This window comes from Mesorhizobium sp. CA7 (genome assembly GCF_020165015.1).
GTDB lineage: Bacteria > Pseudomonadota > Alphaproteobacteria > Rhizobiales > Rhizobiaceae > Mesorhizobium.
In genome coordinates, this window is record NZ_JAIUHH010000007.1 from 99,211 (window position 1) to 121,984 (window position 22,774).

Sequence of the window (22,774 nt, forward strand, 5' to 3'; positions counted from 1 at the left end):
GAAGTGATTGATACCGGGAACAAATTAGCAGTTCGAAAGTTCGCGATAACAGCGAATCGGGAGAAGGACTAACCGCTGCCGAGCCGGTTCGTTGAAGGCCGACTTTCCAGGATGCCCTGCACATGAAAATTGCCCAGATCGCCCCCCTGATGGAGTCCGTGCCACCCAAGCTCTATGGCGGGACCGAGCGCATTGTCTCATATTTAACGGAAGAGCTGGTTCGAAGGGGGCATGACGTGACGCTGTTCGCCAGCGGCGATTCACGCACATCGGCCGAACTCGTGTCATGTTGCGAGGTTGCGCTACGCTTCAATTCGAAAGCAAAGAATCCGATTCCTTACCACGTCATGATGCTTGAAGAGGTCCGCAGGCGAGCGGACCAATTCGACGTGCTGCATTTCCACGTCGATGTTCTCCATTTTCCGATAATTAGACAGTTCGCGCAGCGAACCGTTACCACGCTTCATGGCCGGCTCGACCTCCCGGACCTGGCGCAGCTATACGCAATGTTCAACGATATTCCACTGGTCTCGATTTCAGATGACCAGCGCCGGCCCATGCCGCCGGTCAATTGGCTTGGAACGGTCTATCACGGCCTGCCGAACGACATCCTGCCATTCCGGCCGAAAGCCTCTGGATACCTCGCGTTCCTCGGCCGCATCTCACCCGAAAAGGGGCCGGAAGCCGCGATGGAAATCGCTGCGCGCGCTGGAATGCCGCTGAAGATCGCGGCGAAAATCGACGCAGTAGACCGGTCATTTTGGAGCGACAGGGTCGAACCTCAGGTGCTTCGGCATTCGAATGTCAAGTTCATTGGCGAGATTGATGAGTGTGAGAAGGCGGAGTTTTTGGGCAATGCGACAGCGCTGCTGTTTCCGATCGATTGGCCGGAGCCGTTCGGCCTCGTGATGATCGAGGCGATGGCCTGCGGCACCCCGGTGGTTGCCTTCAACCGGGGAGCCGTTCCGGAGGTCATCGATCACGGCGTATCCGGACTGATAGTGGAAGGCATTGACGAAGCCGTTGACGCTGTGCGGCGGATAGGCAGTCTCGATCGCGCACGAGTGCGGAATACTTTTGAAAAGCGGTTCACCGTCGGGCGCATGTGCAGCGACTATCTGAGGATCTACCGCTTGCCGGCATGCGACGAGCAATTTCCGCTCGGCTCGCGAAACGGGTTTGCCGAAAACGCGGCTGGGATAGCCAGCACTTTTTAACAGCATCGCTTGAGACGAGTTGGCAATTAGAATCGCCGGGTTCCCGCCGCATTGATCAGGTCGAGCAGCGGAAGCTTCGTCGAATATCCGCCAAGATTTCAATGACGCTCTTCGAGATCATGGGCATCGCAGCATTGATGCGAGATACTGTTGATAGGAGATGGTCGGGCGCAGGCATATGGGATGGCGCCAGCATCGGCCGTCTGAACAGGAGGGATGAGATGAGCATCGAAGTCGAAGAACGCAAGCTTAATCCAGCGGTCGCTCTCCCCGCACTTGATGAATCGGCACCGCGCGAGCCGCATAGGCAATTTGCGCTGAAGCATGAAGACTGCTTCGTCGTCGCGGACAGCTATGGCGACATACGCGGCAGCGGCGACGGGCTTTTCCGCGACGATACGCGAGTGCTGTCGCGTTTTCGGCTGTTCGTAGGCGGCCGCATGCCGTCGCTGCTCGGAGCCTCGCTGTCGCAGGACAACATCCTATTCACCGCCAATCTCACGAATTTGGCCACCATCGGGCCCGACGGTAGTGAGACGCTGCCTGGGGTCGTGCACATCGAGCGGACCAGATTCATCTGGCATGACCGCATGTACGAGCGTGTCACTTTCACGAATTACTCCGCGCGTGAGGTGTTGCTGCCGGTCCGGTTCGACTTCGATGCCGATTTCCGTGACATGTTCGAGGTGCGCGGCACCACGCGCAGCCGGCGCGGTCGTGCACATGACGCCTTGGTCGGCGAGTCAGGCGTGACATTTCGCTACGAGGGCCTCGACAATGTGGCGCGCCAATCCGTCATCGCGTTTTCGATGAGGCCCGACCAGATCCATCCCCATCATGCAGAGTTTCTTATCCTAGTTGGCAGGCATGGCAGAAAGGCGCTGTACCTGGAAGTCGGTCAGAACGAAGACGTCCCGTCCAGTGACCGGTTCCGCGCCGCCGCGGCGCGAGCGCGATTTGCAATGCGCTCAAAGCGTCGGCAAGGCGCCACTGTTTTCAGCTCCGGCCGCGTGTTCAATGACTGGCTCACGCGCACACGTGCCGACATCGCCCTGCTGACCACCGATCTGGAAACCGGGCCATATCCGTACGCCGGTATTCCCTGGTTCTCGACTGCCTTCGGCCGCGACGGCGTCATTTCCGCCTTACAAATGCTTTGGCTCAACCCCGAGCTTGCCCGCGGCGTGCTGGCGTTCCTTGCCCGCTATCAATCGACGGAGACCTCTTTGTTCGACGATGCCGAGCCCGGCAAGATCATGCATGAAACGCGCAAAGGGGAAATGGCTGTGCTGCGCGAGCTGCCGTTCGGCCGCTACTATGGCGGCGTCGACACCACTCCACTCTATGTCTACCTGGCTTGGTCCTATGCCGATCGCACGGGCGATGACGAGTTCGTCGACCGCATGTGGGATTCACTGTGCGCAGCAATCGGGTGGATGGAGGAAGTCGGCGCCCGCAACAGCGACGGTTTCGTGACCTATAACAGGGCAGCGGACACGGGTCTCTTCAACCAGGGCTGGAAGGACAGCGCCGACGCCATTTTCCATGCCGACGGCAAAATACCTCGAGGTCCGATTGCACTCGTCGAGGTGCAAGGCTACGTCTTCGCAGCCTATCAAGGCATGGCTGCCTTGGCAGCCAAGCGCGGAGACGCCGCCAAGGCGGCGCACTGGAGCGCCATGGCAGAAAAAATACGCAGCGCAGTGGAGGCCCGGTTCTGGATGCCGGACCGCAATTTCTACGCTTTGGCAATCGATGGAGAAGGCAGGCAATGCGCGGTGCGCGCCTCCAACGCGGGTCACCTGCTCTATGTTGGGCTGCCTTCGGCAGAACGGGCGAAATCAATCGCCGAGCAGTTGCTGTCGGGGCATCTGCACAGCGGTTGGGGCGTTCGCACCTTGGCCGACGATGAGATTCCGTTCAATCCGATGTCTTATCATAACGGCTCGATCTGGCCGCATGACACGGCGATCTGTGCCGCCGGCCTAGCCCGCTACCAGGAGCGCACCAGCGTCGTGAAGCTTATGAGCAGCATGTTCGAGGCGGCGGTCCGGTTCAATATGCGGCTTCCGGAGCTGTTCTGCGGCTTTACGCGGGCGATCGGGGATGCGCCGATTGCCTATCCCGTCGCCTGTCTGCCGCAGGCATGGTCGGCCGGTTCCGCGTTTATGATGCTGCAGGCCTGCTTGGGGATCCGCATCGATGGTTGGAAGCGCGAGATCAATGTCGAACGCCCACGGTTGCCGATAGGCATCGACAACATCGTCATCCGGCACTTAGCTGTGGGCGAGGCGAAGGTCGACCTCAATTTCCAGCGTGTCGGTGACCGGGTCGTCTGCTATCTCGGCGAACGGCACGAGGGCCTTGTGCCGCTGGTCGTTCGCTCTTAGCAACCGGCACAGTAGGGCCTGCCATCGATGGGTGCTGCTGGTGAGGCTCGCGGCTCCTCTTGAACCGAAAAGAACTCCTTCCAATCTTTTCTCTTGGTCTCCAGCCGAGGGTGCAGGTGTTCGAATATTGCCGTTGCATCTGCGGAAACGACCAATGGGGTCAGTTGTTGACGGGAGGTCACTATGGACGGTGGTGTTTTCAAGCAGCCGGTTTTCGTAGGGGAGAATGGCTATATCGAAAAGATCGACTGCCTAATGGATGCCATTGAGTTTTTGGAAGAATGGCCTGTGGAGAGACGTGGTCTGCTTCACGCGGCGGCCTGCGAAGCGTGCTACTCGGCTTATGACGGTCGAAAATGAGTCGAGGCCGCACACAAGGCCTTTATGACTTGGGCCCGCAAGGTTGGCGTGATCGAGGACGTGCCTACAGCACCGCAGTGGATGACTGGACCAAAGATCAGCAACGCAGACCTCTTGTGAAGGGCCAAAGGCCTCCTCGTCAGACGCGGCTTGCGATCAAACCTGCCGGAGCGAAACGCCGCGTCAGGGTCGCCTATGTGCGACCTCGGCCGGCCTCGTCCTATCCCATAGAACCGGGGTTGACTGATGGAGGCCGCGCCGCTGCGAACGCTGTCTGTTCGTCCGGACGGCTTCGCCGCTCTCATGGAAGTTCGATCTCGCCGTCCACCACGTGGGTGAGGCCAGTGCCTTCCGCCGTCAGAGTCATGCGGACCTTCAACTTCTTGCCGCCGATTTGCCCTTCGCGCACCGTCTCCTCGATCTTGCGCTGGGAGGTGACGCCGACTTCCTTCAGGAACTTACGGATCGACATGTTGAAGGCATCTTCGCTCACGGCGGAACTCCTCTCTTGTCCGATAGGGATTTTAAGGGAAGGCAATGCATCAAGGAAGCAGGACGGTGACGTGTGTCCCCATAGCACTAGATCCGGAGCCCGAAGGAGCCTGGTTCGGCGAGTGGAAGCTATGGAACCGATCGGAATCTAGAAACGCTCGGGATGTTTATTCAACGATCCCACTGGAATCGACATGAGCAAGACCTTGCCACGAAACGGTCGCGCAGTGCATCTTCCCAACGGCCCCATCATCACCAACGGCAAGGCATCGATGAAGGAGGTGGCCGCAGATCGCTGGCGGGTTCGGCGGGTACCCTACGAGGCGCCGGCATTCAGGCAGGCGGCCGAACCATTCATCGCCGCACCAGCGCCCGGGTCGAGGAATTCCCTTTGGATTGTTTGGGAGCCTCCCGCGCCGAGGCCGGAGATTGACCAATCCCGCGCCGAACTCGATGCGTTTTGCTCGCCATTTCGGCAGCCGCCGGCTAGATCAACCGAGCCGGGCTCGTCGTCGATCAGCTCGAGACTGATGGGGCAGCGTCACCCATCGCCCCACAATGAGTTTCAGGTCGCCGATTGCTGCGCCCTTGGCGAAGCTCGGCACAAGCAGGCATTGTAGCCTCGCGCGACCAGCTCACGGGCAAATCGCTGCGTATGCGCCTCGCCATGGCCTCTCATCTGATCGCGCTACGTCGGGTCCGCGAGGGCCGCGTATGGAGACCCACGCTATAAGAGCAGTGGCGTCGCCCGCTCGAAGACGGCCTCGAGCGACCAGTGTCGTCGGCTGCAGATCACCCACTTAGTTGGCCTCGCGCAAAGCCGTCACGACCGCGGTCGATGCATAGAGCGCCGGCATGCCTTTGGGATTGAAGCGCCCTCCATAAAGCTCGGCACCGCATCCCGACATAGGCTTGCGGGCATACACCGGGTTGAGAGCGCGATAGAGCCCGAATAGGTGATGGCGGGGCGATGCAGCCAACTACGCACACGATGCGGAAGCGCTCGAAGCATTGGCGGCCGAACTCCGCAGTCGGTCGGCCTGGATAGTAACCGCCTGTTCACCATATCGCGGCAACCTGATTGAAGGTGCCGCCAACGCGCCTAGTCTACCCCTTGCGTCATTTGAGACGCACCCCCGCCCAAAACTGGCGGCCGGCGCTTTCATGTGCGGACCCCAAATCCAGGTATGCGTCGGCCGCCGGTATCTTTTGACGGATCAGGCACCAATGACTTCCAAGCCGGCCACCGGCATGATCGTTGTGCCTCCTCGCATATGCGCGGTCACCCCCAAGCTTGTTGACGATCTGGCTAAGGATCTCCACGCAGCGCTCCCTGCCTACCGGTTTCAAATCGTGCCCGATTACATCGGCCGGCAGAGCCATGAATTCTTCGTCTTGCCGGATGGCAAGGTGCCGGATGAAGCGATCGAAGCGCTTCAGGCCGTGCTGGCTCGATACGGTGACAACTCGCCACGGTGCGCTAGTCCGCCTTTGCCGCTTCCCTAAAGGGCATGCAAAAGAAGCTCCGATCATGCGGGCAAAGTGGGCCGGTGCCCATGGCGACCTGTTAAAGCCGTTCAACCGGCCGCAAATGCTCGAGCGCTTCCGCGCCCTGCAAATCGCGGCATGATCCGCTGGCCAGATATCGCCAGATTGAAAAACCGAATGAAGCCAGGTGCAGCAACCTTTCTCGCTAGAAGATAGCTTGCGTGTGGAAGTCCACGGCCGGGAGCGAAGACGTTTTTGTTACTGGCGGTGATCTCTCATTTCTGGTGAAGTGTGTGGTCGTCTCGACCTCAGTTGAGCAATTTGACGATATCCTCGGCGGCGACCGGCTTGCTGAAATGATAGCCTTGTATTTCATCGCAATTGTTCTTGCGCAGGAACGCTAGCTGCTCGTCCGTTTCGACGCCCTCGGCAATGACTCTGAGGTTCAGTTTCTGGCCGAGCGAGATCATGGCGCTGGCCACGGCCTGGTCATTCGCATCGGTGGCGAGGTCGTTGATGAATGACTTGTCGATCTTCAGGCGCGCCACCGGGAAAGTCTTGAGCGCGCTCAGGCTCGAATATCCCGTTCCGAAATCGTCGATCGAGATCTGGACACCCAGATTTTGCAGCGCGTTCATCGTGGCGACCGCCGTCTCGACATTCTGCATGATCAGACTCTCGGTCAGTTCGAGCTCAAGGTATTTCGGCTCCAGGCTGCTATTTTCCAGCGCCGCAACGACACCATTGATCAGGTTGCTCTCCTTGAATTGTCGCGCCGACACATTGACGCACATCACCATCGGCGGCAGCCCCGCGTCCTGCCAGGCCTTGTTCTGTCGGCAGGCCTCGTGCAGCACCCAGTCGCCGATTGGCACGATCAAGCCCGTCTCCTCGGCCATCGGAATGAACTTCATCGGCGAGATCAGGCCCAGCGCCGGATGCTTCCAGCGGATCAGCGCCTCGACCGCGAATACACGACCTGAGCGAAGATCGACTTGCGGCTGGTACAGGAGCGTGAATTCGGCACGCAACAACGCGTTGCGCAACTCCTCCTGCAGCAGGAATTTTTCGTGGCTGCTGGCGTTGAATTCGGGCGCGTAGAACTGAAAATTGTCGCGGCCGAGTTCCTTGGCCCGGTACATGGCCACATCGGCATTGGCCAGCAGCGCATCGGCATTCGCCCCGTCCTTGGGGTAGTTCGCCACGCCCATGCTGGCTGTCGTCCTGAGATGATGCTCGCCCAGTTGAACCGGCTCCGCGATCGCCGCACGGATCTTCTGCACCGTCGCGGCAACAAGCTCACCATCCGGGTCCTGGTCGAAAAGCACGACGACGAACTCATCGCCGCCGAGCCGCACGACGGTGTCGGTCGCCCCCACGCATTCGACCATCCGGTCGGCAACGGTTTTCAGCAGCATGTCTCCGGCATTGTGGCCCAGCGTGTCATTAACGAGCTTGAAATTGTCGAGGTCGATGAACACCACGCTCACCCAACGGTGATAGCGCTGCGCATACAGGATCGCTTGCGAAAGCCGGTCCCCAAGCAGGGCGCGATTGGGAAGCCCGGTCAGCGTGTCATGGTTGGCCATGAAGTGGATGCGGTCTTCGGCAAGCTTGCGCTCGATGGCGATGCCGGCGATACGGGTGGTGAAGTCGATGAGGCTGGTCTCGCTCTCGTCCGGCCCGCGCACTGTCATCGAATACATGGCAAAGACCCCCAGCACCGCGCCGGTATGCGACAGGATCGGCGTCGACCAGCACGAGCGGTAGCCGTACGGGGCTGCGATGTCGCGATAATCGTCCCAGAGTGGATCGCTCATCACATCGGTCACGATGACGGGTTCGCGGCGATAAGCGGCGGTGCCGCAAGACCCCACGTTGGGGCCAATTCGGACGCCGTCAATGGCGCTTGCATAGTCCTTTGCCAGGCTCGGCGCCGCGCCATGGCGCAAGTGGCTGCTATCCTTGTCGAGCAGAAGCACGGAGCCGAATATGCCATTCAACTGCGACTCGACGAGGCGCATCAGTCGGTCGAGCACATCCTCGAGCGGGGCGCTTGCGGCGATCATTTCCAAAATTTTCGCCTGGCCGTTTCGCAAATCGTCCGCCCGCTTGCGCTGTGTGATGTCGCGGGCGATGCCGACCAGGCCGAAGATCTCATTCTGGTCGTTGCGCAACGGCACTTTGGTCGAGGACAGCCACTTGCCAGCGCCGGCGGCATCGACAACGAATTCTTCCTCGTCGACCATCGGCTGGCCACGGCGCAAGAGGTCCAGCTCGCAGGCGCGAAACTGCCGGGCGAGCTCTGGAGCATGCAGGTCGAAATCGGTCAGGCCGATCATTTCACCCGTCTGCCGGCCACTGTCCGCGGCAAGCGCCCGGTTAACCACGACGAAACGGCTTTCGGTATCCTTGACCCACAGATAGTCGGGAACCCAGTCGATCAGCGCCTGCAGTGAAACGCGCTCATTGGCGACCATGCGGCTGGCGGCGAGTTCCGTGAGATCTTCATGTGTCGCCACCCATCCGCCGTCGGGCATCGGCTGATGGCAGACCCGGATCGTGCGGCCGTCCTTGAGGCCGGCAGTCCAGGTTTTCGAACGGCTGCCCGCATTGATCGAGCGCACGAAAGCGAGATAGTCCTCGCCGGTCATTGGCGATGTTCCTGCAGCGAGCCTCAGCTCGACGATTTCGCTGAGCATTGCGCCGGCATGCAGTTTCTCGGGCGCGACACGATAGATTTCCGCGTAGCGGCGGTTGCACATGATCAGCCGCTCGTCGGCGTCGAAGAAACAAATGCCTTGCGAGATGTTGTCGAGCGCCGCCTCGAAACACCGTGTCTGTGCTTGGAGCGTCGCGTTCGTGGCCCGAAGCTCGCTCTCCAGGTTCTCGTATGAGACGACTGCCAGTTTCGCCAGCACAACCAGGCCCGATTCGTCCGCCGGCTCGGCAATGCGACTGGGTGATTTCGGGGCCAAACAGAGTTCCTCCGCTTCGGCCTGCGCTGCAAATACAATTGGCCGCGTGCGAGCAAAAATCCCGCACAAGTTAGTTGTGATCTACTAATTGTCTGTGAACGTCCTCGGCGAAGCCGATCGCCAGCCGGAGCCTGACGTGACGACTAACGGCACTCCATGTAATTACCAACTTTGAACAAGTCTTTTACTGGTGGATAGGAAGCGAAAAGAACCTGAAACCGAAAAGTCTGAGCAAAGTCGAATCGCCGCAGTCCTCAGCCAATGGGATAATTGTCTGTTGGAGTGCACCCCAAAATTGGAACAAGGATAAGGGGAAGTCCCGAGAGAGGGACTGATGCAAGACGGAGATTTAGCCGGGAGGTGAAGCTGGCAGCCGCTGAGCGAATGCTGGCGGGAGAGAATGTGGCGGCCCTGACCAGAGAGCTGGGGTGGCGGGCACACAAGTTGCTGTATCACTGGCGGGACAGGGTCTGAGCGGCGGTGCAGCCGAGTTGCGATCATCTGGGAAACCCCAGAACAGCCGCGGTTGGGCGGCACCGCCGCCTGCTGATCTTCTAAGCCTGCTCCTTCTTCGCTTTCGCAAAGCCGCGGTCCGTTGCGATGAACCGTTCAAGCATCGGCGCAATCAAGCGCGATGGATCGGCAGATGGCCGCCCGGTCTCGCGCCCGAGGATCTCTGCGTATTTCACCAATTCGCGATGCAGGGGCGCCGGCAGTTCCAGCGTAATCTTCACTGGCTTGTCGTCGGCGATCGCTGCGAGTTTCAACTTGGCCATGTCAACCTCCGTATGGTTCAAGGGCGAGGTCGCGGGTGACGAAGACGCGAACGGGAAACCCCGGCCGGATCGTGAGCGTCGGCGCGATAGCGAGTTGCCGCTGAACGACCTGCTGGCCTATCTGGCTGGCGCTATCGGAAGCGCCGCTTCGCACAGCACGCACGATATCGCTGTCTTGGTCAGAAGAACCGGCCTGCGCGCCAACGCTCAGAATGGTCGACAACGCCGCAGCCTTGAACAATTCGCCCCAGTGATAGTCGACGGCATCCTCCAGGCCGGCATAGCCCTGAGCGTCGGTGCCAGGCTGCCGCTCCAGCACGATGGAGCGTCCGTCGGGAAAGATCAGCCTGTTCCAGACAAGCAGCACGCGGCGCTGCCCGGAACCAATTCCGCTATCGTACTGTCCAATGATACGAGTACCTTGCGGGATGAGCAGCGAGCGGCCGGTGGGAGTGTCATAGACATTTTCGGTCACCTGAGCGCTGATCTGCCCGGGAAGGTCCGACCGGATACCCGTAATGAGCGCGGCCGGGATCACGGCACCGGCTTGAAGCACATAGGGTGAGGCGGGAGGCGTGATGTGATCGGGGGCCACGGTCCGCCGGTCAGCGGCGGCGGACAGGAAGGAAAGCTGGCGATCCTGCGCATTTGGCTGACCGTACTGACCGGCAAAGTCGTTAACAGCAGGAGCGGACGCTTCGGCGGGCCTGGGATCTCCTTGCGCTGCCTGGAAGAAGACGCGCGAGGTTCTGGCCGCTTCCTCATCGGCTCGCCGGCGCTGCTCGGCTTCGTCAATCGCGGGGCTTGCGATTGAGGGCGGCACGACCGCCTGCCCCTTGTTCTGAGCATCGAGGATCGGCCTGCCGAGATCGCCAGGCAGCGGCGGCCCAAGGATCGGGCCGGCATAGTCGCGCGGCAGTCTTGCCAGTCCGTCGGCGGGCGGCCGATTGGAGGTTGGGTAGAGCTCCTCGCCCTGCTTGAGCGTGTTGGCATCCTGCAGAGCGTAAATCAGCGCACCGCCGACACCGAGCGAGGCGACGAAGCCGATGCCTGCGAGCATCTTGCGCGACAGACGCGTCACACGCGGCGGGTCGGCGCGAAGCCGCATGGGTTCGACGGCCATGTTCTTCTCGTTCATGGCTGCAGCGCTCCCCTGTGCGTTACGTTCGGCAGCTTCGACGCGGCGCTGTCGCTTGGGCCCCGCCGCAGCCCATCGGTTCTTCTATCGACACGCACGATCCTGACCGCCTGCTGCCGTTTGCCGGCGCCAAGACGCAGTTCGGCCGCACCAAAAAGGCGGTCGACGATGAGGATGTTTTGATAGACGCGGCTGTTGGTGATTTCAGCCTCGCCGTCCGCGCCGATGACGAAAATCGGCGGCATCTCGCCTTGCACGATGCCGCGCGGAAACTCGATGTATACCCTGCGGCCGTCGTCGTAGGCGTTTACCGGCTTCCAAGGCGGGCTGTCGCCGGTGAGGCCATAGCGATAGTTGCGCGCCGTGACCTCCGGGATGACCGGCGTTGTGGCGACCGTCTGCAGCAGGCTCGCTTTCAGAGCCGGATAGGACCACGCAACGGCGGGCATGTAGGGCTTCGCGCCTGCCCGCAGCTCAAGCATATAGCTGCGCCGGTCCGTGGCGATGATAAGGTTCGTTGTGATGTCCGCCCGCGAGGGTTTCACCAGGACGTGGACGCGTCGGGCAATGCCGGACCCGCTTTCGGTGTCGCCTATGATCCAGCGCGCGGTGTCACCGGCCGCGATCGGACCGTCTCCGGTCAGGCTCTCGCCAGGCTCAAGCGCGATGTCCGTTATCTGGCCAGGTGAGGCGTAGACCTGATAGAGCGCTCCCTCGCTCCATGGGTAGATCTGAATCGCGTTGTAGTAGCCCTCACGGCGCGGTTCCACGCGCGCCGCGGCGTTTGCGTTCTCGACACGGGCTGCCGGCGTTTGCCCGATGGCTCCGCCCCGCGCGGGCGCCCAGCCTGGTGGCACGCGAAGGGGTTTCGGCCTTTGGTCGGTCGCGGCGGCCGGAGCCGGCGGCAAGGGCGGAACATGGGTATCGTAGCTGATCTTCGGCGGCTTCTTCGCAGGCGTGGCGCAACCCGCAAGCAGCGTCGTCCCCGAGACCAGCATGGCCGATAGCAGATATCTTGAGAAAGTCGTGCCGGCGACAAGACGCGATGTCCGGCTCATTGGCTCATCTCCCGCGACCAGTTGATGGCGTTGATGTAAATGCCGAGGGGATTGGCGCGAAGCCGTTCGGCGTCGCTTGGCATCTGCGTCACGATCGTCACGATCGCGGTCCAGCGCTCGGTGCCCAAACGCTGACCGTTTTCGTAGTGATGCTCCATCCAGGCGACACGAAAGGAGCCCGGCGAGGCTCTGATGACCGAAGAAATGTCCACCGCGACCTGCTGCTTGCCGACCTTGGAGAAAGGATCCGCAGCGCGAGCATAGTCGTTGAGCGCCGCCGCGCCCTGATTGGTGGTCCACTCATAGGCCCGCAGCCAGTCCTGGCGGAGGATGATTGGGTCAGCGGGGATGGAGCGTACCTGCTCGATAAAGCGGGCGAGATGCCACGCGATCTGCGGATCGCTCGGATTATAGTCGGCGGTTGCTGGCGCGATCGCTTGAGCCTGGCCGAGCTTATCGACCTGCACGACCCAGGGCACGACAGTGCCGCGGCCCGACTGCCAGACCAGCGAAGTGGCGAGCCCCGCCGACAGGATGAGCGACCCGAACGCCATGGCGCGCCAGTTGCGTGCCTGCACGCGTGCGGAGCCGATTCGTTCATCCCATATCTGCTCCGCCTTTTGATAGGGAGTTTCCGGTCGAGGGCTCTTGCCGTAGTGGACGGCGGGGCGCCTAAAGATGTTCATGGGTCATTCGCCTTCTGAAAGAGAAATCGAGGCTCCGCCGCCATGGCTGTCGCCGGCGCGCACCGCGTGGGCGGCGGTCTGGGCGCCGTGGGCGAGCCGCTGGGAACGATGCAAGCGTCTGGCCCATTCGGGCTCTCCTTGGGCGCTGGATGGCTTGCCCGCGCCGGAAGCAGCCGCCGCCGTTGACGCAGCAGCGCCGCCGATCGTTCCCATGGTCGACGAACCGCCGGTGATTTCAGCGGCCGAACCGGCGCCAGAGGCAAAGTTTGACTTGAGCGATTGACCGGTGTTTGCGGCGGCGCGCTTGAGCGGAGAGGCTGCCGCCGAAGCACCAGCGCGCGCAATGCCGCCCAAGCCGGAGGCGACGCCTGCCACGCCCGACTGGCCGGCGGCCCCCAGCATATAGGCGGCCGAACCGCCCCCAGCGAGTGACGTCCCGCCACGCACGGTTGAGGCTGCTCCCGCGAATGCGGCTGTCGCGCCTCGCGCCGCGAGGCTGGCTGCTCCGTAGCCTGCAACTGCGATGCCGCCGGCGGCAAGGCCAGTCCCGACAGCCGCACCGGCGCCGAGCTGCGGTCCACCCGCGACGAGGCCGTTGGCAATGCCGGGACCGAAGATGCCGAGGCCAAGCAGCGACAGCGCAGCCAGCACGATCGCCATGGCCTGGTCAATGGTGGGGTTCTCGCCGCCGAAGCCTTGGGTGAATTCGCCGAAGAGCGTGGATCCGATGCCGATGACCACGGCAAGCACCAGAACCTTGATGCCGGACGAGATGACGTTGCCGAGCACGCGTTCGGCCATGAAGGCCGTCTTGCCGAAGAGGCCGAAGGGGATCAGCACGAAGCCGGCCAGCGTCGCCAGCTTGAACTCGATCAGCGTCACAAAGAGCTGCACCGCCAGGATGAAGAAGGCGAGCAGGACGAGCGCCCAGGCAAAGAGCAGGCAAGCGATCTGGATGAAGTTTTCAAAAAAGGAGATGTAGCCCATCAAACCGGAGATCGCTTCAAGCAATGGTCGTCCGGCGTCGAGGCCGGTTTGCGCCACCTTGCCCGGGTGCAGCAGGTCCTGTGCCGAGAAGCCGGTTCCACTCGCCTTGAGACCAAGACCCGAGAAACTCTCGAAGACGATTTGGGCGACGCCGTTCCAATTCGAAATCAGATAGGCGAAGACACCGACGAAGAGCGTCTTCTTGACGACCCGCGCAAGAATGTCGTCATCGGCGCCCCAGCTCCAGAAGAGCGCGGCAAGCGTCACGTCGATAGCAATCAGCGTGGTGGCGACGAAAGCGACCTCGCCGCCGAGCAGGCCGAAGCCGCTGTCGATGTAGCGGGTGAAGGTGGCCAGGAATTGGTCGATAACGCCGGTATTGCCCATGTCTACCGGGCCTCGTGCAGGCCAGCATCCGGCGACGGCGCCGCGTCCGGCTCGCTTGTCGAACTGCCCGACGCATTTTCGAGACCGAGGAAGCGATCACGCTGTTCGGCCCACAGCCGCGCACATCCTTCGTCACGCAGGGCAGCCTCGCCGAGCACCTGGCAGCGGCGCAGGCCATCGCGAAGCGAATGCGGCACCGGGGCCGCCGGTATGTGCGGCCCCTCCCCCACCGACTTGTCTTCCTTACGGCTCATCTCGAGCGCCGTCGCCGCCATGGCGACGGCGACGAAGACGACCGCCACGACGCGAGCGAAGGTTTTGCCGTCCATGGCGATCGACCTCAGCGGTTGAACATCTGGACCGAGCCGGCCTGGTAGCCGGATCCAGCCGCCAGGAAGCGTCGGCGTTGCTCGCGACCCTGATCGACCGCCGCGGCACGTTCGGCTTCGGTCAGCGCCTGGGCGCGACCATTGGCGGCGACCAAGGCTGTCAGGTCCGCAAGCTGCTGACCCTGAAGCGCAAGCAACTGGTTGCCGGCTTGCGTCGCCTGCAGCGCACCGGTCGCCGATTGGCTGGCGCCGACCAACGCCGACATCTGCGCGCGGCCGGTGTCGATGTTTGAGACGACACCCGCCTGGACGCGCATTGCGTCCTGGAGGCCGCCCACTGTGTTTTGCCAGCGCGAGCGCGCATCCGCGACGAGTTGCTGGTCGGAAGCAGTGAGCGAGATGCTGCTGTATTGCTGCTGAAATGCCTTGTCGACCTGCTGGACGTCGAAGGCGATGTTCTGTGCTTCGCCGAGAAGCTGTTGCGTGCGCTGCACCGACTGTTGCAGTTGCTGCAGTGAGGACAAAGGCAGGCTCGCCAGGTTGCGCGCCTGATTGATCAGCATCTGGGCCTGGTTCTGCAGCGAGGTGATCTGGTTCGTGATCTGCTGCAGCGAACGCGCGGCCGTCAGGACATTCTGCGAATAGTTCGATGGATCAAACACGATGAAGGCATGCGCTGGCGCAGTCATCATCGGCGAGATCGCAACCGGCGTGGCGAGCGTCGCCGCGATCAGAAGAAGGACGCGCCGGCGGCTTTGACGAATAGTCATGATTGGGGATCCTTTTCAGGTTCGGAAACGGTGAGGTTGGGAATGAGGTCGGCGGCCCAGCCGACGTCGCGGGCACGCAGCCAGGCCGACAGGAAACCGTCGCGGCCATGCTCGGCGATGATGCTGCCGATCAGGGCCTGATCGCTCTTGGAGGACGCGGCGCAAAGCGCAAGCCCGACCTCGGACAGGCCGAGCTCGAAGAGACGGTTGCCGCGACGGGATTGGCAGTAATAATCGCGCTTGGGTGTGGCTCTGGCCAGGATCTCGATCTGGCGGTCGTTCAGGCCGAAGCGGCGATAGATGGCGGTAATTTGCGGCTCGATCGCGCGTTCATTGGGCAACAGCAGCCGGGTTGGACAGCTTTCGATGATCGCCGGCGCGATAGCCGAATTGTCGATGTCGGAGAGCGACTGGGTGGCGAAGACGACGCTGGCATTCTTCTTCCGGAGCGTCTTCAGCCATTCGCGCAACTGCCCGGCGAACGCGTCATCGTCGAGGGCAAGCCAGCCTTCGTCGATGATGAGCAGGGTCGGACGACCGTCCAGGCGGTCGCCGATGCGATGAAACAGATAGGACAGGACGGCCGGCGCGGCCGGCGTGCCCACCAGGCCTTCGATTTCGAACGCCTGCACGGATGCCTGGCCGAGCTGTTCGGCCTCTGCGTCGAGGAGCCGACCGTTCGGGCCACCAACACAGTAAGGGCGAAGCGCCTGTTTCAGGTCATTGGCCTGCAGAAGCACGCTGAGCCCGGTGATGGTGCGCTCCTCGACCGGGGCCGAGGCGAGCGAGGTCAGCGCCGCCCAGATATGCTCCTTTGCGTCCGGCGTGATCTGGATGCCTTCTCGCGTCAGGATCGCGACGATCCAGTCGGCCGCCCAGGCGCGCTCGTACGTGTCATGAACGCGGGCGAGCGGCTGCAGCGCAACGGCAGCGTCCAGGCCTTCGGTGAGATGACCCCCGAGATCGTGCCAGTCGCCGCCCATGGCGAGCGTCGCCGCGCGGATCGAGCCGCCGAAGTCGAAGGCGAAGATCTGAGCCTTGCGGTAGCGGCAGAATTGCAGCGCCATCAACGCCAGCAGCACCGACTTGCCGGCACCGGTCGGGCCGACGACCAGCGTGTGACCGACGTCGCCGACATGAAGAACCAACCGGAACGGGGTCGAGCCTTCGGTCTTGCCGTAAAGCAAGGGAGGACTGACCAGATGCTCGTCCCGTTCCGGCCCCGCCCACACGGCAGAAAGGGGGATCATGTGGGCGAGATTGAGCGTCGAGATAGGCGGCTGGCGGACATTGGCATAGGCGTGCCCGGGCAATGAGCCGAGCCAGGCGTCGACGGCGTTGGCAGTCTCGACAATCGCCGTGAAGTCGTGGCCCTGGATGACCTTCTCGACGAGCCGCAGTTTCTCGTCGGCCACGCGCGGGTCGCAATCCCATATGGCGACTGTTGCGGTGACATAGGCCATGCCCGCCATGTCGGCGCCGAGCTCCTGCAGCGCCGTATCGGCGTCGGCCGCCTTGTTGGCGGCGTCGGTGTCGAGGAGTGCTGATGCCTCGTTGGTCATCACCTCCTTCAGGATCGAGGCGATGCTCTTGCGCTTGGCGAACCATTGCCGCCGTATCCGGGTCAGAAGGCGGACAGCATCGACCTTGTCGAGCAGGATCGCGCGGGTCGACCAACGGTACGGGAAGGCCAGCCTGTTGAGGTCATCAAGCAGGCCGGGTGTCGTGGCGGTCGGGAAGCCGACGATGGTGAGCACGCGAAGATACTTGTCGCCAAGCCGCGGTTCGAGCCCGCCGGCGAGCGGCTCGTCGGCCAGCAGCGCATCGAGATAAATTGGCGTCTCGGGGACGCGCACCGGATGGCGCTTGGTCGAAATAGTCGAATGCAGATAGGTCAGCGTTTGGCCGTCATCGAGCCAGTGGCATTCAGGCATGAAGCCGTCGAGCAGGGACAGCACACGCTCAGTCCGGTCGACAAAGGCGCGGACGATCTCGCCCGTATCCGCGCCGCCCTGGTCGCGACCCTCATAAAGCCAGCCCTCGGCGCGCCTGGCGTCTTCGGGCGGCGGCAGGAACAGGAATGTGAGAAAGTAGCTCGATACGAAATGAACCCCCTCCTCGTCAAAGTCGGCTTTGCGCTCGGCATCGAGCAGGCCGGAGGCCGCATTGGGAAACTGGCTTTCGGGGTAAGAAGCCGCTTCGTGCCGCTGCGCTTCGACGAAGATGCTCCAGCCCGAGCCGAGGCGGCGAAAGGCATTGTTGACGCGCGACGCCACCGCAACAAGTTCCGCCGCTACGGCGGAGTCGAGATCGGGTCCGCGAAATCTCGCGGTGCGCTGAAGGCTGCCGTCCTTGTTAAGCACGACCCCGGGGGCGACGAGTGCCGCCCAAGGTAGAAAGTCGGCAAGGCGAGCAGCAGTCCGGCGGTATTCGGCAAAGCTCATCATGGCGGCGCCCTCAAACCGAAAGATGTCCAGGCAGCCGCAGGTGCCGGCGTCCGACTTCGAAAAAAAGCGGATCGCGCCTGGCAGCCCATACCGCCGTAAAATGTCCGATTGCCCATATGAGAAGACCGACCAGCCAGAGCCGCAGCCCAAGACCGACAGCGCCCGCCAGCGTGCCATTCAGGATCGCGATTGCACGCGGCGCGCCCCCGAGCAGGATCTGCTCGGTCAACGCCCGGTGCACGGGCACCGTCCACCCCGGCACTGCGTCGAGCTGTTCAAAAGAGGTTGTCATCAGATCAACGCTCCGCCGCCAAACGAGAAGAACGAAAGGAAAAAGCTTGACGCCGCGAAGGCGATCGAAAGGCCGAAAACGATCTGGATCAGCCGCCTGAAGCCACCCGAACTGTCGCCGAAGGCCAGCGTCAGGCCGGTGACGATGATGATGATGACGGCGATGATCTTGGATACCGGTCCTTCGACCGACTGCAGGATCTTCTCGAGCGGCTGTTCCCACGGCATCGAGGAGCCCGACGCAAGGGCGACCGGCGCAACCATGAGGTTGAGGGCAATGGCGGCGCCGACCGCGGCCAGGCTGGCCTGGCAGCGCGAAAGCAGGCGGATCATGAAATGTCTCCTGTGTTGATCGGTGTGGCTTCAGCGATGCGATAGTCGCCATCGGGGCCCAGACCCTCGACCCTGACCAGTTCGACAAGCCGTCGCGCGGCGCCGCGTCCGGCGAGCACGGCGACAAGGCCGATGGTGTCGGCGATCAGCGCACGCGGCACAGTGAAGACGGCCTCCTGGATCAGCTGCTCAAGTCGGCGCAGAGCGCCGATGCCGGAGCCGGCATGAAGGGTGCCGATGCCACCGGGATGCCCGGTACCCCATGCCTTCAAGAGGTCCAGCGCTTCGGCGCCGCGCACCTCGCCGATCGGAATGCGATCGGGCCGCAGGCGCAGCGAGGAACGAACCAGGTCGGAAAGCGTGGCTACGCCATCCTTGGTGCGCATCGCGACGAGGTTGGGGGCGGCACATTGCAGTTCGCGGGTGTCCTCGATGATGACGACCCGGTCCGTCCCTTTCGCCACTTCGGCAAGCAGCGCGTTGGTCAAAGTCGTCTTGCCGGTCGACGTGCCGCCGGCAACAAGGATGTTCGCGCGACCAGCAACGGCGGCGCGCAACATAGCAGCGTGGCCACAAGTCATGATGCCCGCCGCGACATAGTCATCGAGCGTGAACACGGCGACCGCGGGCTTGCGGATCGCGAAGGCCGGGGCGGCGACCACGGGCGGCAGCAGGCCCTCGAAACGCTCGCCGGTTTGCGGCAACTCGGCCGAGACGCGCGGGGAACGGGAATGGACCTCGGCGCCGACATGATGGGCGACCAGGCGCACGATCCGCTCGCCAGCGGCAGGCGCGAGCGTTTGCCCCGTGTCGGCCAGGCCCTCCGTGAGCCGATCCACCCAGATGCGGCCATCCGGATTCAGCATGACCTCGACGATCGCGGGATCGTCCAGGAACCGGGCGATGGCGGGCCCGAGCGCGGTGCGCAGCATACGCGAGCTGCGCGAACGTGCTTCGGTATCGTTGTGCAAGATAGCCATGCTGTCCCCGTTTGGTGCGGGAACTCATCGAGCAGTTCCCGGTCGGGATGAGCAAAAGAGGCCTGGAGCAGCCCGATTCAACAGCTTTCGACCGCCGTCGTAGCGCAGCGAGTAAAAACCGGCGAACGGCGGCGCCGAGCTCGGGAAGCTCCATCGCGGCGGATCGCGGTGCTTCAGCACCGGCAGAGTGTAGACTGTCGCAATATTCTGTACATGTTTATTGACACATGACTCTCGCCGGGTTTATGAAACGACCTGGCGCTGGCGGCGGTCGCCCCTTGCAAGGCGCGGAGGATTGTCATGCGGTTCGGTCCCGAGGGCTCGGTTTCGCGGCGCCAATCAGGCGTTTCAAAACATGCTCGAAACGCTCCGACGCTCGCTTCGCCGCGCCCCTTCACGGCAAGGGGCGGCGAAGCTTCATGAGCATGCTCGACATCTGGCTTGGGATCCTGCAAGGGCTGCGCATAACGGCAGCGGTCACCGCCTATGGCTTGGTCTTCGCGGTGCCCTTCGCGCTTGTTTTCGGCGTCGCGCAGTTTCTGACGACCGGCTTGACGCGTTTTCTGATCACGGCAGTTATCGAATTCTGGCGCAGTTCGGCGGTCGTCGTCCTGCTCTTCGTCTTTTACTACGTTCTGCCGGTCATCGGGGTCACTCTGTCGGCGATGACCGTCAGTGCGTTGGTGCTTGGCCTCAATAGCGGCGGTTATGCCAGCCAAGCGGTGCGGGCCGGGCTCCAATCTCTTCCTGCCGGCCAACGCGAGGCTGGAATGGCGCTCGGCCTCTCGCGCCCGGCGATCCTGCTTCTGATCGAGCTGCCCCAGGCATTGGTCGCCATGAGTCCCACATTCGTCAACAACCTTATTCAGCTCGTCAAGGCGACTTCCCTTGTCTCGTTGGTCACGTTGACGGACATGACCTTCCGCGCCAAGGAAATCTCGCAGACCGAATACGACCCGGTCGCGATATATTCGGCGTTGCTGCTGGCCTTCTTCGTCGTCTGTTATCCGATCGCGCTTGCCGGCCGCTGGCTCGAGGCGCGGGTCAATCCCGAAGGAGGAGCGCCTCGTGGGATTTAACCTCGATTTCGCGCTCTCGACCGTCCCGATCATAATCGGTGCGATCGGGACTACCCTGCTCGCCACGGTCTTGAGTTGCCTCGGTGCGTCGGCGCTTGGCTTCACTTTCGAAATGATCCGCCGCGGGGGCGGTGCGCCGGGCCTCGCCGTGCGCTTCCTGATCGACTTCATCCGCTCGACGCCGGTCTTAGCCTGGCTCTATTTCCTGTATTTCGTCCTGCCCTTCTACGGGATCAGGCTTGGCGCCATGACGGTGGGCATATTGGGGCTAAGCCTGTACTACAGCGGTTATCTGGCGGAGGTGTTCAAGGCGGGCATCGACGCTATTCCGAGGGGCCAGCAGGAAGCAGCCAGAGCCCTGTCGCTCACCCGCCGCGACACGGTCATCTTCGTCATCGCACCCCAGATGCTGCGCAACATCGCCGCGCCCCTGGGCAACTACCTGGTTTCGATCCTTAAGGCGACGCCTTATCTCGCGATCCTGGCGGTGCCGGAAATGCTCGGGCGCGCCTTCGATATCGCTTCCGAGACCTATCGCTACGCGGAGCCGCTGACCGTCGCCGGCGTTCTGTTTCTCGCCCTGGCGCTGATCGTTTCTTATGGGGTGAAGCGCATGGAGAAGCTCCTGCTTGCGAGCGGGCTCCGCTGATGCTCGACCGACGCGCGCCTGCGACCTCGACGCTTCAATCCTCCCCGCTCGTGCGGATCGACGGTCTCAACAAGTGGTTCGGTGCCCTGCACGTTTTGAAAGACATCGACCTGACCTTACGGCCGGGTGCGCGCGTCGTCGTCTGCGGACCCTCCGGGTCCGGCAAGTCGACATTGATACGTTGCATCAACGGTCTTGAGCGTTTCCAAAAGGGGACGATAGAGTTTGAAGGCAGAAGTCTGGGAAAAAGCGATCGCGATGCCGCGATGGTGCGCCGCCTGACAGGCATGGTGTTCCAAAGCTTCAATCTCTTCCCTCACCTCACCGTGCTTGCCAACTGCACGCTGGCGCTGCGCCGGGTCCTCTTGAAGTCGGCGCATGAGGCCGAAGAGATCGCCATGCGGCATCTGACGGCGGTGCACATCCCCGAAAAGGCGCGCGCCTATCCGGCCCAGCTGTCGGGCGGCCAACAGCAGCGAGCGGCGATCGCGCGCGCTCTGTGCCTAGATCCCCGTATCATGCTGTTCGATGAACCCACCTCCGCGCTCGACCCGGAAATGATCAAGGAAGTGCTCGACGTCATGATCGCGCTCGCGAAAACCGGCGTGACCATGGTCTGCGTGACGCACGAAATGGGATTTGCCCGCGAAGTCGCGGATGAGATCGTTTTCATGGACGAAGGCCGCATCGTCGAGCACGCGTCTTCCAGTGATTTCTTCTCTAGCGCCGCTCATCCGCGCGCCAAGCTGTTCCTGGATACCATCCTGAGCGATTGAGAGCCGATGCGTACGAACGTGGCGCACGCAACCGCGGCGCGATCAGCAACATGACGATCGCATCGGTGCCGGAACCGCCGCGCGGACTACCAGTCCGGCGCGAAGGCGTAACCAGCAGAGCGAACGGTCCGGATCACATCGCTTCCCACAGATGCCCGAAGCCTTTTGCGCAACCTGGCAATATGAACGTCAACACCGCGTATATCGGTTGCGGCGGCGTGTTCAGGCCATGCAGTCGCGACCAGTTCTTCCCGGCTGAACACCTTGCCAGGTTGCGCCAGAAGGCTGCGCAAAAGCTTGAACTCGATCGGTGGCATCACGATTTCTTTTTGCTTGAAGAATGTCCGGTGGGTCTGTCGCTCCAACCGGAAATCGCCCTGCACCAGATCGCCTGCCTTGGTTTCGCGCGAACGCTTCGCAACACGCGCTTTGCCATGCAGCCAACTCAGAAGCTGTTCGGGCGCAAACGGCCGCGAAAATATCTCATCGACGCCAGCCTTGATAAGGTCCAGGTGCAGCTTGCCGGAACGAGGCGCGACCAAGCCTGCAAGAGGCGTCGCTTTTGTCGCTTCGGCCGACTTCAGCGCCAGGCATTGCTTGACGATTGCGCGGTCACCCGGATGACAGTCCAGGACGATGGCAAGCGGCGCAGCGGCCTTGGTGGCGCGCGCAATCTCCGTGTCTGCCGTGATTAGCCGGGTTTCGAAGCCGGCTGCTGAAAGGATGTGCCCGAAAACCAGAAAGAAATCCGGGTCCTTCGAAGAGATGAGGACCAGCGGCGTCATGAGTCCATCAACCGAATGCGATGCATCATGGGCGCCATGCCGACTCTGTGCCCTTGGTTTTCCAGCATTTTTTCTTTGACATCAAATTGTTTAGCCAACCCGAATTCACGCCAGAATACGACCCTTTTCGTCACGTTTCGATCTCAGTGCACACGGAGCGCACACGAAAATGGCAACCTATACAAAGCTCTCGTCCGGTTCCTGGCGCGTGCAAATCCGTCGCGAAGGTCGCTCCACGCCAGCGAGACTTTCCTGCGCCGTGACTACGCACGCCGCTGGGCGACCGGAACCGAGCGCCAAGTGGATCGTGGAGAGACGCAGACCAAGTCACGTATAGCGCGCCTGAAAACTTCCGGCGAACTATCGACGTCCATATCG

At 62.3% G+C, this 22,774-nt stretch carries 24 protein-coding genes and 1 pseudogene; 10 read left to right on the forward strand and 15 right to left on the reverse strand.

Features of this window, described 5'->3' with window-relative positions; all coding sequences use genetic code 11:
• The first annotated feature begins 122 nt into the window (after positions 1–122).
• The 3 genes from LB552_RS15625 (at position 123) to LB552_RS15635 (ending at position 3,967) form a co-directional block, all read left to right on the forward strand.
• On the forward strand, positions 123–1,217 hold the full coding sequence (locus LB552_RS15625; RefSeq protein ID WP_224607940.1) for a glycosyltransferase family 4 protein: 1,095 nt from the start codon (positions 123–125) through the stop codon (positions 1,215–1,217).
• Positions 1,218–1,438: 221 nt separating this feature from the next.
• A complete protein-coding gene (locus tag LB552_RS15630) occupies positions 1,439–3,607 on the forward strand; it encodes an amylo-alpha-1,6-glucosidase (protein ID WP_224607942.1) in 2,169 nt (722 codons plus the stop codon).
• Positions 3,608–3,790: 183 nt separating this feature from the next.
• Positions 3,791–3,967 carry a DUF982 domain-containing protein gene (locus tag LB552_RS15635; RefSeq protein ID WP_224607945.1) on the forward strand — a complete coding sequence of 59 codons (177 nt, stop codon included), beginning with the start codon at positions 3,791–3,793 and terminating at the stop codon, positions 3,965–3,967.
• Between the two features lie 301 nt (positions 3,968–4,268).
• On the opposite strand, the gene LB552_RS15640 is transcribed toward LB552_RS15635, so the two are convergent.
• Positions 4,269–4,460, reverse strand: a complete 192-nt coding sequence (locus LB552_RS15640; RefSeq protein WP_140541140.1) for a DUF6494 family protein — start codon at positions 4,458–4,460, stop codon at positions 4,269–4,271.
• A gap of 193 nt (positions 4,461–4,653) precedes the next feature.
• On the opposite strand from LB552_RS15640, the gene LB552_RS29775 reads away from it, so the two are divergent.
• Positions 4,654–5,079, forward strand: a complete 426-nt coding sequence (locus tag LB552_RS29775; protein WP_318012044.1) for a hypothetical protein — start codon at positions 4,654–4,656, stop codon at positions 5,077–5,079.
• A 180-nt stretch (positions 5,080–5,259) separates the two neighbouring features.
• Here LB552_RS29775 and LB552_RS29780 read toward each other — a convergent pair whose 3' ends face one another.
• On the reverse strand, positions 5,260–5,367 hold the full coding sequence (locus LB552_RS29780; protein ID WP_318012049.1) for an RES domain-containing protein: 108 nt from the start codon (positions 5,365–5,367) through the stop codon (positions 5,260–5,262).
• 319 nt (positions 5,368–5,686) lie between these two features.
• On the opposite strand from LB552_RS29780, the gene LB552_RS15650 reads away from it, so the two are divergent.
• Both LB552_RS15650 and LB552_RS15655 read left to right on the forward strand, forming a co-directional pair.
• Complete coding sequence (locus LB552_RS15650; protein ID WP_224608211.1) at positions 5,687–5,965, forward strand: hypothetical protein; 279 nt, start codon at positions 5,687–5,689, stop codon at positions 5,963–5,965.
• A 16-nt stretch (positions 5,966–5,981) separates the two neighbouring features.
• Positions 5,982–6,089 (forward strand): annotated as a pseudogene (locus LB552_RS15655) (response regulator); the annotation flags it as partial.
• Positions 6,090–6,255: 166 nt separating this feature from the next.
• On the opposite strand, the gene LB552_RS15660 reads toward LB552_RS15655, so the two are convergent.
• Positions 6,256–8,925 carry an EAL domain-containing protein gene (locus tag LB552_RS15660; RefSeq protein ID WP_224607948.1) on the reverse strand — a complete coding sequence of 890 codons (2,670 nt, stop codon included), beginning with the start codon at positions 8,923–8,925 and terminating at the stop codon, positions 6,256–6,258.
• Between the two features lie 282 nt (positions 8,926–9,207).
• On the opposite strand from LB552_RS15660, the gene LB552_RS29870 reads away from it, so the two are divergent.
• Positions 9,208–9,399: a transposase gene (locus LB552_RS29870; RefSeq protein WP_224607951.1), complete on the forward strand. Its 192-nt coding sequence runs from the start codon at positions 9,208–9,210 to the stop codon at positions 9,397–9,399.
• A gap of 80 nt (positions 9,400–9,479) precedes the next feature.
• Here the strand turns inward: LB552_RS29870 and LB552_RS15670 are convergent, their stop codons facing one another.
• The 11 genes from LB552_RS15670 to trbB are packed head-to-tail and all read right to left on the reverse strand — an operon-like array spanning position 9,480 to position 19,107.
• A complete protein-coding gene (locus LB552_RS15670) occupies positions 9,480–9,701 on the reverse strand; it encodes a DUF2274 domain-containing protein (RefSeq protein WP_224607953.1) in 222 nt (73 codons plus the stop codon).
• A gap of 1 nt (position 9,702) precedes the next feature.
• Complete coding sequence (locus tag LB552_RS15675) at positions 9,703–10,839, reverse strand: TrbI/VirB10 family protein (RefSeq protein ID WP_224607955.1); 1,137 nt, start codon at positions 10,837–10,839, stop codon at positions 9,703–9,705.
• The gene (gene trbG / locus LB552_RS15680; RefSeq protein WP_411966114.1) at positions 10,836–11,837 is read right to left on the reverse strand and encodes a P-type conjugative transfer protein TrbG; all 1,002 of its coding nucleotides are present in this window, start codon (positions 11,835–11,837) and stop codon (positions 10,836–10,838) included. The genes LB552_RS15675 and trbG overlap by 4 nt, the downstream gene beginning before the upstream one ends.
• A 56-nt stretch (positions 11,838–11,893) precedes the next feature.
• The gene (gene trbF / locus LB552_RS15685; protein WP_224607961.1) at positions 11,894–12,583 is read right to left on the reverse strand and encodes a conjugal transfer protein TrbF; all 690 of its coding nucleotides are present in this window, start codon (positions 12,581–12,583) and stop codon (positions 11,894–11,896) included.
• A gap of 3 nt (positions 12,584–12,586) precedes the next feature.
• Positions 12,587–13,957 (reverse strand): P-type conjugative transfer protein TrbL, encoded by a 1,371-nt coding sequence (gene trbL / locus LB552_RS15690; RefSeq protein ID WP_224607964.1) that lies wholly within the window; start codon positions 13,955–13,957, stop codon positions 12,587–12,589.
• A 2-nt stretch (positions 13,958–13,959) separates the two neighbouring features.
• Entirely contained in the window at positions 13,960–14,286 is a 327-nt protein-coding gene (trbK-alt, locus tag LB552_RS15695; protein ID WP_224607967.1) for a putative entry exclusion protein TrbK-alt, read from the reverse strand.
• Positions 14,287–14,297: 11 nt separating this feature from the next.
• Positions 14,298–15,056 carry a P-type conjugative transfer protein TrbJ gene (gene trbJ / locus LB552_RS15700; RefSeq protein ID WP_224607969.1) on the reverse strand — a complete coding sequence of 253 codons (759 nt, stop codon included), beginning with the start codon at positions 15,054–15,056 and terminating at the stop codon, positions 14,298–14,300.
• Positions 15,053–17,503: a conjugal transfer protein TrbE gene (gene trbE / locus LB552_RS15705; protein ID WP_224607973.1), complete on the reverse strand. Its 2,451-nt coding sequence runs from the start codon at positions 17,501–17,503 to the stop codon at positions 15,053–15,055. Before trbE ends, trbJ begins: the two co-directional genes overlap by 4 nt.
• 10 nt (positions 17,504–17,513) lie before the next feature.
• A complete protein-coding gene (locus tag LB552_RS15710; RefSeq protein WP_224607976.1) occupies positions 17,514–17,795 on the reverse strand; it encodes a VirB3 family type IV secretion system protein in 282 nt (93 codons plus the stop codon).
• Entirely contained in the window at positions 17,795–18,127 is a 333-nt protein-coding gene (locus tag LB552_RS15715; RefSeq protein ID WP_224607981.1) for a TrbC/VirB2 family protein, read from the reverse strand. The genes LB552_RS15710 and LB552_RS15715 overlap by 1 nt, the downstream gene beginning before the upstream one ends.
• On the reverse strand, positions 18,124–19,107 hold the full coding sequence (gene trbB / locus LB552_RS15720; protein WP_224607984.1) for a P-type conjugative transfer ATPase TrbB: 984 nt from the start codon (positions 19,105–19,107) through the stop codon (positions 18,124–18,126). Before trbB ends, LB552_RS15715 begins: the two co-directional genes overlap by 4 nt.
• 419 nt (positions 19,108–19,526) lie before the next feature.
• On the opposite strand from trbB, the gene LB552_RS15725 reads away from it, so the two are divergent.
• Genes LB552_RS15725 through LB552_RS15735 form a run of 3 tightly spaced genes read left to right on the forward strand, consistent with a single transcriptional unit; the run spans position 19,527 to position 21,611 of the window.
• Positions 19,527–20,186 (forward strand): amino acid ABC transporter permease, encoded by a 660-nt coding sequence (locus LB552_RS15725; protein WP_224607987.1) that lies wholly within the window; start codon positions 19,527–19,529, stop codon positions 20,184–20,186.
• Positions 20,176–20,835 (forward strand): ectoine/hydroxyectoine ABC transporter permease subunit EhuD, encoded by a 660-nt coding sequence (ehuD, locus tag LB552_RS15730; protein ID WP_224607990.1) that lies wholly within the window; start codon positions 20,176–20,178, stop codon positions 20,833–20,835. The genes LB552_RS15725 and ehuD overlap by 11 nt, the downstream gene beginning before the upstream one ends.
• Positions 20,835–21,611, forward strand: a complete 777-nt coding sequence (locus LB552_RS15735) for an amino acid ABC transporter ATP-binding protein (protein ID WP_224607992.1) — start codon at positions 20,835–20,837, stop codon at positions 21,609–21,611. Before ehuD ends, LB552_RS15735 begins: the two co-directional genes overlap by 1 nt.
• An 86-nt stretch (positions 21,612–21,697) precedes the next feature.
• Here LB552_RS15735 and LB552_RS15740 read toward each other — a convergent pair whose 3' ends face one another.
• Positions 21,698–22,396 (reverse strand): winged-helix domain-containing protein, encoded by a 699-nt coding sequence (locus tag LB552_RS15740; protein ID WP_224607995.1) that lies wholly within the window; start codon positions 22,394–22,396, stop codon positions 21,698–21,700.
• Between the last annotated feature and the right edge of the window lie 378 nt (positions 22,397–22,774).